We start from the raw sequence: 14,562 nt of genomic DNA, 5'->3' as shown, positions 1-14,562 counted from the left end.
CCGATGTGCGGCAGACCGCATTTCAGGATCAACCATTCATTTTTACGCGGAAGGCAACGACACCATGCCGGACACCCATCTCACCACCGGCGAATATCTCGCCAAGCTGCTGGACTCCTATGGCGTCGAACTGATCTTCGGCATACCCGGCGTACACACGGTCGAACTCTATCGCGGCCTTCCGGCGACACGCATTCGCCATATCACGCCGCGTCACGAGCAGGGCGCCGGCTTCATGGCCGACGGCTACGCCCGCGTGACGGGCAAGCCGGGCGTCTGCTTCATCGTCACCGGTCCCGGCATGACCAATATTGCCACCGCGATGGGGCAGGCCTATGCTGACTCGGTGCCCATGCTCGTCATCTCGGCGGTCAATTCCCGCGAGCACATTGCCATGGGGCAGGGCCGGCTTCACGAGCTTCCCAGCCAGCGCAATCTGGTGGCAGGCGTCAGCGCCTTCAGCCACACCCTGCTCGACCCGGCGCAATTGCCGGAGGTGATGGCCCGCGCCTTCACCGTCTTCAATTCCGCCCGCCCGCGGCCGGTCCATATCGAAATCCCGCTCGACGTGATGGTCGCGCCGGCCGGGCATCTGCCGACGGATGCATGGCCATTGCCGGGCAGGCCGGCGGCCGATCCGGCCGCCATCGAAAAGGCGGCCGGGCTCTTGAAGCAAGCCCGACAGCCCCTGATCGTCGCGGGGGGCGGCGCGGCAGATGCCGCGGCGGAGATCGCCGCCATTGCCGAAAAGCTCGACGCGCCGGTCTTCATGACCATCAATGGGCGCGGCATCCTCAAGGCGGGGCATCCGCTGGCGTTGACTGGAAATCTCGGCATGGAGCCGTTGCAAGCCGAAATGCAGGCCTGCGACGTCGTACTCGCGATCGGCACGGAATTCGGCGAAACGGAGATGTATCCCGAGGCGAAACCGCTTTCCTTCGGCGGAACACTCATCCGCGTCGATATCGATCCGATGCAGCTCGTGACCGGCCTGCGTTGCGACCTGCCGATCGCCGCCGACGCCAGGCTCGCTGCTACAAATCTGCTGGCGGCACTGGGTGACGTCCGCAAGGCGGGGGGCGGAACCGCGAGGACGGCCCGCGTGCGCCGCAAGGTCGAGGCCGGGCTCTGGCCGGCCTGCCGCACCCATGCGCGGCTGATGGAAGCCGTCACCGCAGCGCTGCCCGATGCCATAGTGGTGGGCGACCAGACGGAGCCGGTCTATGCCGTCAACCAGTTCTATCAGTCGCCGCGGCCCCGTTCCTATTTCAACTCCTCCACAGGCTACGGCACGCTTGGCTATGGCCTGCCCGCCGCCCTGGGCGCGAGGCTCGCTGCGCCGGATCGTCCCTCGGTCTGCATCATAGGCGACGGCGGCCTGCAGTTTACGCTGCAGGAACTGGCCACCGGGGTGGAAGCGGGGATCGCCACCGCCGTCATCATCTGGAACAACGGATCCTACGGCGAGATCAAGAGCTTCATGGAAGAGCGCGATATCCCGCGGATCGGCGTCGATATCTTCACGCCCGACTTCATAGGGCTGGCCCGGTCGCTGGGCTGCGAAGCGGCGCGTCCCGGCACGGTGGACGAGCTGGAACGCGAATTGTCGGCTTCCGTCGATCGCAAGGTGCCGACCGTCATCGAGATCCGGGCCGGCTCGCCCCTGGCGCTATCGCTGGCCGCCTGATGGCGTCGTACTTTTTTTCCTCGATCGGGTGCTTGAGCGGCGGCCCCGTTTCGAGCCCATTAGCCCAGCTTATAGCGCTTAACTTAATCTCATTTTCCAACGCCTGATGCGATGAGTAGCCTTGACCGGATAGCAACGGATTGAGGCCGGCAGATGTTTGAAGTGGTGGATTGGGGGTTGCCCCAGAACAAGGGACCGGTTTCCAACGCGGTCAAGGCCGGGGGCAAGGTCTACACAGTCCAGATACCGCGCGATCCGGCATCGGGCGAAGTGCGCGTCGAAGGCGACATCCGCGATCAGACGCGCAGGTGCCTCTCCAACCTGGACAAGGTGATGAAAGCCGCCGGCGGTTCGTTGGCCGACGTCGTGCAGGTCCTGGTCTATCTGGTCGAGGGCGCCGACGCGGAGGGCATGAACGCGGTCTACAAGGAGTTTTTCAAGGAGCCCTATCCGAACCGCGCCACGGTGGTTGTGAAGGAACTCTTGGTCCCCGGCATGCGCATCGAGATGGTCGTGCACGCCCATGTCGGCCCGGCGGACTGAGACAATGGTCAGCGCGCCGGCCACAGCAGATGCGGAAAGTGCCGGCGTAGCGGTCATCGGCGCGGGCATCATCGGCCTTTGCGCGGCGCTTTACCTGCGGCGCGCGGGGCTTGACGTCACCGTCTACGATGCCGGGGGGGCGGCGGCGGGTGCCTCGTTCGGCAATGCGGGGCTCATCAGCATCGACAGCTGCGTGCCGGGACCCATGCCCGGCATGGTGGTCAATGTCCCGCGCTGGCTGGCCGACCCGCTCGGCCCGTTGACCATCGACCCGGCCTATCTGCCGCACATGTTCCCTTGGCTCCTTCGGTTCCTGCGCGCCGGCACGCCCGGGCGGGCCTTGCAGGCGTCGCGGGCGCTCAACGCCATGCACCGGAATTCCTTCGACAACTACAGGGAACTGGTCGGCAACGAACGCTTCGACGACCTCTTTCGCCTGTCGGGCCAGATACAGCTTCTGAAGAGCGGACCGGAAACCAGAGCCAGCCGCACGGTGCGCAAGATATGGGAGCAGAACAGGGTCGAGGTGGAGGAGATGGAGGAGTACGAGCTTCATCGGCTCATTCCTGCCATTTCGCCGGACGCGAAGAGAGCGCTCTTCTTCCCTCGCAACGGCTACACGGTCAGCCCCCGCCGTCTGGTGGAAACGCTGCTGCAATGCCTGCTGGAGGCGGGCGGACGATTTCGTCAGGAGCGGGTCATGCGCATCGTGCCGGAAGGTGCGGGGCGCACAAGGCTTGTCACCAATCTGGACGACGCTGCCTTCGGCAAGGTCGTGGTCTCGGCCGGCGCCTGGTCGCGTTCTCTGCTGGCGCCGCTCGGGGTCAAGCTGCCGCTCGATACGGAGCGCGGCTATCATGTGATGGTGCACGGGGCATCGCTCGATCTGCGCCTGCCGGTGCTCGATCGGAACCGGGGTTTTGGCGCAACGCCGCTGGAAAACGGCATCCGGATAGCCGGCACCGTCGAACTGGCCGGGCTCGACAAGCCGCCGGACATCAGGCGGGCCGATGTCCTGCTCGATCACGCCCGCCATCTGTTCCCGACGCTGCGCGGCGAAAAATACACGATGTGGATGGGTTTCCGCCCGTCCACGCCGGACAGCCTGCCGATCATCGACACGGTTCCCGGCCGGCCCGACATCAGCATCGCCTGCGGTCATGGCCATTTCGGCATGACGGCGGCTTCAACGACCGGTCTTGTCGTCGCCCAGAAAATTCTTGGAAGCAAACCGGCGATCGACGTCGTTCCCTACCGGCTCGGGAGATTCTAGCTCGCGGCCGGCAGCACGGCCAACAGTCATCAATGGGAGGAACATCGATGTCTTCGAAAAGCAAAACGACAAGCCTGGATCGCAGGCGTTTCCTGACCGCCGCCGGCGCCACGTTGGCCGCACCCTACCTTTTCATTCCGCGGGCGCTCGCCGCGCAGCAGGTGATCGTGCGCACGCCGGGCGGTGCCTATGACGACATCCGCCGGGAGGTGATCTACGATCCGTTCGAGAAGCAGACCGGCATCAAGGTCGTTCCCGTCGCGGCTACCACCGCCAAGCTGCTCGCCATGTTCAAGTCGGGCAATGTGGAACTCGACGTCATCGACACCGGCGACGACCCGCTGGTGCAGTTGCACAAGCTCGGTGCGCTGCTCGATATTCCTTACAACGAGTTCAAGTTCACCGATCCTGCCGACCTGAAGCCCGAGTTCAAGCGCGACTATCTCGTCGGCAACTTCATCTATGCTTCGGTGCTCGGTTACAGCATGAAGGCTTTTGCAGCCAGCAGCGAACCGAAATCCTGGCAAGACTTCTGGGATCTGGAAAAATTCCCCGGCGATCGCATGCTCGCCGATATCGCCAGCGGGGCCGCGAATCTCGAATTCGCGCTGATCGCGGACGGGGTGCCGATGGACAAGCTTTACCCGCTCGACATCGACCGCGGCTTCGCCTCGATGTCGCGGGTGCGCCCGGCTATCAAGAAGTTCTGGGACACGGGCGCGCTGTCCACCCAGATGCTGGCCGACGGCGAGGTCGATCTCGGCTCGGTCTGGCACACGCGCATCGCCAACATCATCCAGGAGGGCGCGCCGCTCGCTATACAGTGGAACCAGCATATGATGCTGGTGCAGGCCTATTCGATCTTCAAGGATGCACGCAACCGCGATGCGGCGGTCAAGTTTGTGGATTTCTGCGTCAGCCCCGACGTGCAGGCCGAATTCTGCAAGCGCTGGAATGCCGGGCCGGTAAACCGCAAGGCCTTTGACAAGCTGCCCAAGGAAATGCTGGCGCGCGTTCCCGGTTCGCCGGAACTGGCGGACAAGGGCTTTGTGCTCGACGCCGAATGGTGGGCCGACAACCGCCAGGCCGTCAGCCAGAAATGGTCCACCTGGATATTGGGAGGCTGAGCATGAAGGGCGGGTCGATCCGGCTGAAGGGACTTCGCAAGGATTACGGCAAGCACACCGTCGTTTCCGACGTATCGCTCGATATAGGCTCGGGCGAGTTCGTGTCGTTGCTGGGCCCCAGCGGCTCCGGCAAGACGACGACGCTGATGATGATCGCAGGCTTCGTCGAGGCGACGGCAGGCTCCATCCTCATCAACGACCAGGACGTGGTGGGGCTGCCGGCGCAGCACCGCAATCTCGGGGTCGTTTTCCAGAACTATGCGCTGTTTCCCCATCTTTCGGTGGCGGAGAACATCGCCTTCCCGCTTCGGGTCAGGAAGCTGCCGGCGGCCGAGATCGCGGAACGCGTCGCCTGGGCGCTCGATATGGTGCGCCTGTCGGGCTTCGAGAAGCGGCTGCCCGGGGCGCTTTCCGGCGGCCAGCAGCAGCGCGTGGCGCTTGCCCGCGCGGTTGTCTTCCACCCGCCGGTGGTGCTGATGGACGAGCCGCTCGGCGCTCTCGACAAGAACCTGCGCTACCAGATGCAGGTCGAGATCAAGGAAATCCAGCAGCGGCTGGGCATGACCGTCGTCTACGTGACGCACGACCAGGAAGAAGCGATGAACATGTCGGATGTCATCGTCATCATGAACGGCGGCCGCATCGAACAGCTCGGCGAACCGAAACGTGTCTATGAGGAGCCTGGCTCGATTTTCGCCGGCAATTTCCTCGGCGAGGCCAATCTGATCGGCGGCAATCTGCATCATGAGGCAGAGGGCACGCTGGAGACCTCCACCGGTTCCCGGCTGCGCGCGGCAAGGACATTCAACGATGCCTCGATCCGCGCGCCGGCCGGTCATTTCGTGCGGCCGGAGAAGATAACGCTGCTGCGCAAGCATTGCGAACGCACTCCCGGCAAGGTTGACGCCACGGGGCTGAATTCGCTGCCCGGCACCGTCTCGCGCATCTCGTTCCTCGGCAATGTCGTGCGCTACAGCGTCGACATTGGCTCGGGAAAGCCGCTGACCGTGGATCTGCAGAACGGCGCGGGACAGGAGCTGTTCCGCAATGGCGATGAAGTGGTCGCGGCCTGGAACGCCGCCGACAGCCTGATGTTCCGCCATGGCTGACGCAACCTTGACCAGGCATGAGGGCATGTCCGTCCGGACACGGCGAAGGACCGTCGATCCCGGCCTGTTCCTGCTGCCGCTGCTGGCGCTGCTGCTCGTCGTGTTCGTGGCGCCTACGCTCTGGTTCTTCTTCAATTCGCTGCGCGAAACCGGCCAGAGCCTGCCGGAGGTCTTGAAGACCATCCAGACGGTGCTGTTCTCCTCGACCATCCGCGATGCCATCCTGAAGACCAACTGGATATCCCTGGTCGTGACGCTGGTGGCGCTGGTGATCGCCTATCCGATCGCCTATGCCATGTCGCGCTCGCGCGGGCTTGCATTGACCTTGATGGTTATCTGCATCGTGCTGCCGTACTTCACCTCCATCATCGTGCGGACCTATTCGTGGATGGTGATCCTCGGCCGCAACGGCATCGTCAACGAGGTGCTGCTGCAACTCGGCGTGATCTCGTCGCCGCTGCAATTGATGTACAATACGACCGGCGTCGTCATCGGCATGAGCTATGTGCTGCTGCCTTATCTGGTGCTGACGCTCTATGCCGCGATGAAAAGCATAGACGACCGGCTGCTGCATGCGGCCCGCAGCCTCGGCGCCGGCGGCTTCTATACGTTCCGCCGCGTCTACCTGCCGTTGACCCTGCACGGGGTGTTCTCGGGCTGTCTCATCGTCTTTATTCTATCCATCGGCTTCTTCATCACGCCGGCGCTGATGGGCGGCCCGAAGGATGTGATGATCGCCATGCTGATCGAGCGCGAGGTGGAGCTGACGTTGAACTGGCCGCTGGCCTCGATCATGTCGCTGTTCCTGCTGGCGATCACGCTGGTGCTCTATGCGGTCTATTACCGCTTTTCCAACCTGCAGAAGATGATGGGGTAGGCCGCCATGCGCGCAGACACGATCGTCAAGAGCATCGCGGGCGTGCTGTGCGCCGTGCTTGTCCTGCCCATCGTCATCGTGGTCATCCTGTCCTTCTCGGGCGACCGTTTCCTGTCGTTCCCGCCCTCGTCGGTGTCGCTGCAATGGTACGCCAGGTTCTTCGGCGACGACGGCTGGCGCTCCGCCCTGTTCGCCAGCCTCGCCATCGCGGCCGCGACCTGCGTCATTTCCACGGTGCTGGGCTTCCTGGGCGCCTACGCCTTCGTGCGTGGCCGAATACCGGCCAAGCAGCTCATGCTGTCTTTCGTGCTCTTGCCGCTGATCGTGCCGCATATCATTACCGCGATCGCGCTCTACTTCGCCTCCGTGCCGCTCGGGCTGGTGGGCGTGAAGTTGTGGATTGCGGTCGGGCATTCCGTGGTCGCCGTCCCGATCGTGGTGCTGATCCTGATGTCCGCGCTGCAGGGCGTCGACATCAACCTCGAAAGGGCCGCGCTCAGTCTCGGCGCGGACCGGCTCACCGTCTTCCGCAGGATCGTGCTGCCGCTGGTCCTGCCGGCGCTGCTTTCGGCCGCGCTGTTCAGCTTCCTGGCGTCCTTCGACGAGCTGGTCATCTCCCTTTTCCTGTCCGGCGTGGCCTCCGAAACATTGCCGGTGCGCATCTGGAACAGCTTGCGCATGGAAATCGAGCCGACCATCGCGGCCGTCAGCGCTTTCCTGATCGGCATCACGACCATCGTTCTCTTGGCGGATGCTGCGGTGAAGCGGCTGCTCGCACGGCGCTCCACCGGCTGACGTCGCCGGTGCGCTCAACCGCTGGCCGGCACCCTTTCCAGCGTCCGGTTCACCGCAGCGGCGGCGAAAGACTGCGACAGCTCGATCACCCGGTCGAGTTCGAAGCCGGTGGGTTTGGAGGTGGACCAATAGACCCTGTGGTCGAACGGTACGTGCTCGGAGAAATGGCGCAGGATGATCCGTTCGGAACGGAAGACCGAGGCCGTCATCGGGTCCAGCAGCGTATAGCCGATACCTGCCTCCACCAGCGCCAGCACGGTGATTGCCGCGGGGCATTCCACCACCGCGCGGCCATGATCCGGAATGCTGGCGGCAATCGCCTGTGCGATGCCTTCCATTCGCGACAGCGTGATCATCGGCAGACCGGCCAGATCAGCCGGCGTGATGACCCTTTTTTGACCGAGCGGATGGTCGGGCGGCAGGTAGCAAAGCGCCTGCGACCGGCAAACGGTGGCGCATTCCACGCCCGGAACGGGATCGAGGTTCACGCCGAAGGCGAGATCGGACGAATTGTAGCGGACGGACGCGATGCCCATCTCGGTGTTCGCCGATTTTATCAGGAAGAAATCTGGGCTGATCTCGTCCCGATAGGTCCTGATGACCTGCGGCAGCACGGCAGCCGCGAAGCTTGGGATCGTGGAGACGACGATCCGGCGATGCTCGGATTGTTTCAGATGGGCGCAATAGTCGTTGATCGCATCGAGTCCCGACAGGGAGCGCTCGAACATCTCCAGAATCAGTTCGGCTTTTTTGGTGGGCGACAGCCGTCCTAGTTCCCGGTTGAACAAGGTAAAGCCCAGCCGCTCCTCCGCATCCCGGATGAGTTGGCTCACCGCCGGCTGGGTCACATTCAGCCGGGCGGCCGCTCCCGTGACCGAGCCGGACAGGATGAGCGCACGTATTGCCTCCAGATGCCGGAAATTGATGGACGCTGCCAACGGTTCCCCTTCCTAGTCGTTCCACGGAGCCGATATAGGGACTTATTGCGCCAAAGGGAAAGGAGCCGACCCGCAACGCGCCCGCGCGCGCCGATCTATTTTTTCGGCAACGCGCCGACGATCCCGGCCATGATGGCGCTCAGCTCGTCGGCGACGATCTGTCCGGCCGGGGACAGAGTCCGGCCGGCAAGCTTGACGATGCCCCAGTCGCCATAGGCCGGCGCGAGATTGGGAATGGGCAGCTGCACCATCTCTCCGGCGTCCAGTTCGCGTTGCACCAGCAGGTTGGCGCAGATCAGCACGATGTCGGCGCCCGGCACCAATTGCTTGAGCAGGGTGATGTCGTCGCATTCGATTTGCAACGGCAGCGGCGAGGCTGGTGGAAGGCCCAGCGACTGGCTCAGTTCGCGCCTGCCTATCTCCGGCATCCGCACCGAGGCCAGCGGATAGGCGAGCAGGTCCCGGGTCGTGATCCGGTGCGGCTCGGCGGTATCGGCGGCAGGTTGCAGCGGATGTCCGTTGCGGCAGAAGAAACCGATCGGCAGGCCGCCCAGCCAGTTTATGTCCACATGGTCGTCGGCGGGGAGGGCGCGCGTGTCGGCGATGAAGAAATCGATGAGGCCTTCATGAAGCATCCGCAGCAGTTGCAGCCAGTTGTTGACCTCCACCCGGATCGAAATCCTCGGGTGGCGGGCATGGAACGAGCGCAACGCAGGCGCGACGATGGAGGCGGCGGGGAAGGGTCCCGCGCCGAAGATCACCTCGCCCAGTTCGGCATTGCGGATGAGTTTCAGGTCGTTGGACAGGCTGCCGGCCTCCAGAAGCAACCTTCTGGCGCGCTGCACCACGAGCTTCCCGATGGAAGTCGGTTCGACGGTGCTGCGGTCCCGGTCGAAGACGCGCAAGCCAATCTCGTGCTCGAAAGCGGCTATGCTGCGGCTGAAGGCGGGCTGGCTAAGATGCACCTGCTCCGCGGCTTTGCGGAAATTCAGTGTGTCGGCCAATGCCACGACATGATGAAGGTGCTTCAGGTCCATGATGCACTCACTGCATGAAAATGCGTCTAACAATGCATTGGACAGCAAAGATGTGCAATTCGATAATGAGGATTGAGGAGATCAGGACCGTCGCGGCTGGAATTTGATCCGCAGCGCGCCGATTCAGGAGGAAAATCGTGGAAAGCGTTCTCAACGCGGGCACATTTGCTCGCATGTCAAACAATGTCATGTCCAAGCGGCGGGTAGTGGCGGCAATCACCGTCGGCAACGCCCTGGAATTCTACGACTTCCTTATCTACAGCTTCTTCGCGGCCGCCATCGGCAAGGCCTTCTTCCCGGTCGGCAACGAATTCGGCTCCATGCTGGCGTCGCTCGCCACTTTCGGCGTCGGGTTCTTTTTCCGGCCGCTGGGCAGCATCGTGCTCGGCGCCTATGCCGACCGTCGCGGCCGCAAGGTGGCCATGTCGCTGACGCTCGGCCTGATGGCGCTCGGCACCGGCATCATCGCCTTCGCGCCGACCTATGCGCAGATCGGCGTGCTCGCTCCGGCGCTGATCGTGGCTGGCCGCGTCCTTCAGGGCTTTTCCGCCGGCGGCGAGGTGGGTGCGTCGACCTCGATGCTGGCCGAAGCCGCGCCCGCCGACCGGCGTGGCTTCTTCATCAGCTGGCAGATGGCCAGCCAGGGCCTCGCGATCCTCGTCGCCGCCTTCATTTCGTTCAGCCTCACCGAGATCCTCGACCCGGTTTCGCTGGAATCCTGGGGCTGGCGGATACCCTTCGTGGTCGGCATGCTGATCGCCCCGATCGGCATGTACATACGCCGGCGCCTCAAGGAGACGTTCGCGCGTGAGCTCGAACCGCAAGCCACGAAGGCCGACGAAGGTGCTTTGTCGGAATTGGCCGGCAGCCATGCCGGGCTTTCGCTGATGTCGACCTTGATCCAGGCCGGCTCGCAGATCACCTCCTACATCTTCATCATCTACCTGCCGACTTATGCAGTGGCGCAGCTGAAGATGCCGGCCTCGCTGGCATTGTCGGCAACGATCGTCGGCGGAATCGTCGCCTGTGTGGCAAGTCCGTTGCTCGGAGCGCTCAGCGACGTCATCGGCCGCAAGCCGCTCGCCTGGGCTTCGCGCATCCTGTCGATCGCGGTGGCCATCCCCAGCTTCCACCTCATGAACATGCAGCCTTCGCTCTGGATCCTGATGCCGATGCTGGGTGGCCTGGCCTTCCTGGCAGCCATGTGCGCCGTGGGCAATCTGACCCTCGTCACCGAGAATTTTCCGGCCAAGGTGCGCGCCAGCGGCATGGGCATCGCCCAGGCGATCGGCGCGGCCATCTTCGGCGGCTTCGCCCAGTTCACCGCCACCTGGCTGATCGGCGTGACGGGCGATTCGCTGGCGCCGGCGTATCTCGTCATCTTCTGCTGCCTGATCTCGATGATCCCGCTGTTCTACCTGCGTGAGACCCGCGGCGTGGCGCTGAGCTAGGCAGAATATCCAAGGAAACCCGGATGCGCGTTATCTCTCCCGTCTATGGCCGGCCTAGCGGCTGGAACAGGCTTCTCGCGCCGCGAGTCGTGGTTACCGCAGGGCTCTCCGGCATCCGCAAGGCGCGTTTCGCCGTCATCGGCGCAGGCTATGCGGGTATCGCGGTGTCCCGGCGCCTGGCGGAACTGTTTCCCGACGAAAGGATCGTGCTGCTGGAAAGCTCGACGGTGGGAGAGGGCGCGGCCGGCCGCAATTCCGGCTTCCTGATCGACCAGCCCTACGCCAAGATCCAGGCCAGCAAGGATGCAAAGGAAGCCGAGTGGCAGAAGCTGTTCCTGCAGACCGGCCGCAAATGGCTCGAAGAGCTGGTCGGTCGGCATGGCATCGATTGCGGTTGGAATCCTTGCGGCAATTACAAAGCCGCAATGACGGAGCAGGGCGAAGCCGAGCTGAAGGAGCTTGCCGGGCGGCTGAAATCGGTGGGCGCCTCCTTCGAGGCGCTGTCCCGGGCCGATTTGGCGGACAGGCTCGGCACCTCGTTCTATCGTGCCGCCGTCTGGATGCCGAACTGCATTCTCGTGCAGCCTGCGGCGCTGGTGCGCGGCCTGGCAGACAACCTGCCACAGAATGTCATTCTGGCTGAAGAGACGCCGGTTCTCGATGTGCGGCGTGGCAAGCCGCACACTGTCGTGACGCCGCAAGGCGAGGTCGAGGCCGATATGGTGATCTTCGCCAACAACAGCTTCCTCGGCCGTTTCGGCATCGCGCGCAGCCGCCAGATCACCATGTACACCTACGCCGGACTGACGCCCGCGCTCCCTGCCGAAGATGCGGACCGGCTGGGCGCGGCGTCCGATTGGGGCATGGTGCCGGCCGAGCGGATGGGCGCGACCACGCGCAAGGTCGGCGATCGCTACATGATCCGCACCGGCTTCTCCTACGAGCGCGAACTCGACAATGCCGAGGTCGAGGCCGCCCTGAGGAACGCCTATCGCAAGCGCTATCCCGACATGCCGTCGCATGAGCTGGAATATGTCTGGGGCGGCGCGGTGAGCATCACCCGCAACGGCGCGCCGTTCTTCGGCGAGGTCGGCCCAGGGCTCTATGGCGTTTCAGGCTGCAACGGTTCGGGCATCATCAAGATGTCCCTGCTCGGCAAGCTTCTGGCCGAACATATCGCCGGGCAGGATAGCACGCTGCTGCGGGGTTGCCTTGAATGGGCAAAGCCGTCCTGGATACCGCCCGAGCCGTTGCGTCGCATCGGCGTCGCCATGTCGATGCGCAAGCATATCCGGCTGGTCGCGCAAGCGCGCCCATGACCCGGAGCGGCCCGTCAGTCTTCGGCAGGATTTTCTCCGGCCTTGCCGGGACGATAGATTCGCCTATCTCCCGCGCAACATGATCATCAAAACCTGCCATCGGTCATGGTCCTCGATAGCCGGCGAGCGGGTTCGTCCGATCTTTGGTCTCCTTCGAGAGAAATGCCGAGCTTTGTCAGTCCGTCTGCGATCGGCGTGTAGTACTGAGCGCTGACCTTCCTGCTTTTGAAATCGGAATAGAAATATCTGTCGTAGTTCGGCCTGAGCTTTAGCAATCATGTCCCATGATTCCCTCGCTTTGTCTTGATAGCCAAGCTGGGAGAATGCGGCCGTTCTCAGGAGGTCGACGATGTAATATTTCTCTGTCCCCGTCTTGTACAGGTAATCTATGCAGGATTGAAAATCCTTATCTATAAAGCTCTTGAAGGCAAGGACCAGATAGCCGACGCTCGTTTCCCCTTCGGTCTCGGCGATCGCCTGTTTCACCAGCGGCAAAGCCTCGTCAAACTGACCCATGGCCGCCAGTGCATGCCCGATCTGGAACTTGATGAAGGAATCACCCGGAAATTCAGCGAGCAATTGCTTTTCGGTGTCCCGAAAGATCGAAAACTGGCCGTCGGCAAAGGCGGAGAACATGATCGCCTGCTTGGTCAGAAGCAGCTGCGGCGCCAGTGCGCGTGCCTTCTCGGCGGCGTTCCGCTGTTTGCGCAAATATCCGCCGGGGTCTTCACCGAAGGAGGCAGAGTTCCGGCCGAGGGCATCATAGACAAGGCTTAGCGCGGCCCAGACCTCGCCTTGGCCGGGTCGGGCGCGGACCTCTTCTTCCAGGCAGTTGGCGGCGGCCAGTTGCACGGCAGTGTCGTAATATATTTCGTCACGCGGCGACCCGGTAAGACATTGATACAGGCTGGGTCTTATCGGCATCGACTGCGCCAGCCAGCTCGGCAGAACACCTTCGATCCCCAGGACGCGAGCTGCAATGGCGGACGCAACCCGGTCGATGTCGGCCGTTTCCTCGCCGTCCATGTCCAGTTTCGCCGCCCATATGATCTTTTGCGAAAGAAGGTCCGTCAGTTTCCAGCGGACCATGAAAGGTCCGCTTTGCTTCTCAATCGCGCTGGTCAACAGAAGCTGTACGCGGGATGTGTCTTGAGATTCTCCCGGCGCCTCCGTTCCGGGCGGCAGTGCCACGATGTCTGCGCCACCGCGGGTGACCAGTTTTGTGACGAGGCGTTCCGAGAGCGCCGTCGCGGCCTTGAAACTGTCTGTTCGACCTGGCGAAATTTCCACGGGCGAGACGAATATCTCAGCTTTGCGCAATTCGTCGGGAGAGCGGAAATAAGATGCGCCGACGGCCACGCCGAGAATGCCGAGGATCAAGAAAGGGAACACGAGTGCCCACCGTCTCGACGGTTTCATACGATGTGCCGGCCCGCCATTGCCGGATGTCGAGATCGTCGCGAACTCCGGCACATAACGTCCCTTGGGCAAGCGGATCCGGACCGGCTCATTACCGTTCTCGGCGTAGTATTTTTCCAGCGCCGTTCGCAGCCTGCTTGCCGTGGTTCGCGCAATGGTGTCGCGGGTGCCATCGAAATCCGCTGGACGGCCGAAGACGCCCAATGCGATGGAATAGGATTTTATGCGCGCGCTGCGGCCTTCCAACGTCTCGGTGACAAGATAGACGAGAAGCCTGCGTAGCTGGTCGGAATTTTTGAAAATCTCGGAAGTGCAGATACGGTCTACCGCCGCAAGAATCTGTTCATGGGCCGGTTGGTCGATGGCGGTTTTTGGCTTCATATATTTTGTCTCTGCGACCTGCCGGCCTCGAACCCAAAGCAATATCGAAACAGGCCGCGATAACGTTGCTTTTTTATGTCATCGAACCGTTACAAGGTATGTCTGAAACGTTGGGCGAACCCAACCGTGTTCCCTTTTCCTAGTCGGTGGGCTCTCCAGTAGGAACCCGGAGAGGTTGGGCAGGGGTTCAAAAAGTAGCCATGTAGCTCGGAGATCAAATGATCGAGGTCAAAGTCTCCTTCCGGCAAATGTGCTCGGCGCGCGCACACAAGCCCGACCGTCAAACCGCCATGCGGCCAATGTGAACATGGCGGCTTCGGCTATGCATTCAGTCTCGATGCCGGTGAGCGGGTGGCGCTGGACGATGGCTGGACGCTGACGCCGCAGGCCCAACTGCGCGTTCCAGCTATTCCTCCCGAGACTGCTAAGTCCCTCTCCCGCTCTGGCGGTTGGCGCTTGCCCGGCTGCGGGTTGGTTTTGGGTTGGGTTGGTTGTTGGGTTTTTGGTGAGTTTTTGGTGTCGTCGCAAAAAGTTCAAAAAAGGGAGAGAATGCGATTGACAGTTCTGTGAGGTGGCGACTATATACGCGTCATCAACGACGGCGGT

At 62.8% G+C, this 14,562-nt stretch carries 13 protein-coding genes; 9 read left to right on the top strand and 4 right to left on the bottom strand.

The window, feature by feature from the left end; all coding sequences use genetic code 11:
• Positions 1–64 precede the first annotated feature (64 nt).
• The 7 genes from QU595_RS27855 (at position 65) to QU595_RS27825 (ending at position 7,411) form a co-directional block, all read left to right on the top strand.
• Positions 65–1,687 (top strand): 5-guanidino-2-oxopentanoate decarboxylase, encoded by a 1,623-nt coding sequence (locus tag QU595_RS27855; RefSeq protein WP_315928165.1) that lies wholly within the window; start codon positions 65–67, stop codon positions 1,685–1,687.
• 153 nt (positions 1,688–1,840) lie between these two features.
• Entirely contained in the window at positions 1,841–2,230 is a 390-nt protein-coding gene (locus QU595_RS27850; RefSeq protein ID WP_315928163.1) for a RidA family protein, read from the top strand.
• A 4-nt stretch (positions 2,231–2,234) separates the two neighbouring features.
• On the top strand, positions 2,235–3,503 hold the full coding sequence (locus QU595_RS27845; protein ID WP_315928161.1) for an FAD-binding oxidoreductase: 1,269 nt from the start codon (positions 2,235–2,237) through the stop codon (positions 3,501–3,503).
• A gap of 47 nt (positions 3,504–3,550) precedes the next feature.
• Positions 3,551–4,630, top strand: coding sequence for a polyamine ABC transporter substrate-binding protein (locus tag QU595_RS27840; protein ID WP_315928159.1), 1,080 nt, complete (start codon positions 3,551–3,553; stop codon positions 4,628–4,630).
• 2 nt (positions 4,631–4,632) lie between these two features.
• Positions 4,633–5,739, top strand: a complete 1,107-nt coding sequence (locus tag QU595_RS27835; protein WP_315928157.1) for an ABC transporter ATP-binding protein — start codon at positions 4,633–4,635, stop codon at positions 5,737–5,739.
• Positions 5,732–6,616, top strand: a complete 885-nt coding sequence (locus QU595_RS27830) for an ABC transporter permease (protein ID WP_315928155.1) — start codon at positions 5,732–5,734, stop codon at positions 6,614–6,616. Before QU595_RS27835 ends, QU595_RS27830 begins: the two co-directional genes overlap by 8 nt.
• Positions 6,617–6,622: 6 nt before the next feature.
• On the top strand, positions 6,623–7,411 hold the full coding sequence (locus QU595_RS27825) for an ABC transporter permease (protein ID WP_315928153.1): 789 nt from the start codon (positions 6,623–6,625) through the stop codon (positions 7,409–7,411).
• A 14-nt stretch (positions 7,412–7,425) separates the two neighbouring features.
• Here the strand turns inward: QU595_RS27825 and QU595_RS27820 are convergent, their stop codons facing one another.
• Positions 7,426–8,349, bottom strand: a complete 924-nt coding sequence (locus tag QU595_RS27820; RefSeq protein ID WP_315928151.1) for a LysR substrate-binding domain-containing protein — start codon at positions 8,347–8,349, stop codon at positions 7,426–7,428.
• A 95-nt stretch (positions 8,350–8,444) separates the two neighbouring features.
• Positions 8,445–9,434, bottom strand: coding sequence for a LysR family transcriptional regulator (locus QU595_RS27815; RefSeq protein WP_315928149.1), 990 nt, complete (start codon positions 9,432–9,434; stop codon positions 8,445–8,447).
• 89 nt (positions 9,435–9,523) lie between these two features.
• On the opposite strand from QU595_RS27815, the gene QU595_RS27810 reads away from it, so the two are divergent.
• Both QU595_RS27810 and QU595_RS27805 read left to right on the top strand, forming a co-directional pair.
• Positions 9,524–10,837, top strand: coding sequence for an MFS transporter (locus QU595_RS27810; RefSeq protein ID WP_315928147.1), 1,314 nt, complete (start codon positions 9,524–9,526; stop codon positions 10,835–10,837).
• A gap of 23 nt (positions 10,838–10,860) precedes the next feature.
• Positions 10,861–12,156: an FAD-binding oxidoreductase gene (locus QU595_RS27805; RefSeq protein ID WP_315928145.1), complete on the top strand. Its 1,296-nt coding sequence runs from the start codon at positions 10,861–10,863 to the stop codon at positions 12,154–12,156.
• Between the two features lie 63 nt (positions 12,157–12,219).
• Here the strand turns inward: QU595_RS27805 and QU595_RS27800 are convergent, their stop codons facing one another.
• Together QU595_RS27800 and QU595_RS27795 are read right to left on the bottom strand one after the other, a co-directional pair.
• A complete protein-coding gene (locus QU595_RS27800) occupies positions 12,220–13,956 on the bottom strand; it encodes a hypothetical protein (RefSeq protein WP_315928143.1) in 1,737 nt (578 codons plus the stop codon).
• 228 nt (positions 13,957–14,184) lie between these two features.
• Positions 14,185–14,562, bottom strand: a 378-nt coding sequence (locus QU595_RS27795; RefSeq protein ID WP_315928141.1) for a hypothetical protein, incomplete at its 5' end; no start/stop codon positions are given.

Source organism: Mesorhizobium sp. SP-1A (assembly GCF_032460275.1).
Taxonomy (GTDB): Bacteria; Pseudomonadota; Alphaproteobacteria; order Rhizobiales; family Rhizobiaceae; genus Mesorhizobium.
This window is presented reverse-complemented; position numbering and strand designations above follow the sequence as displayed.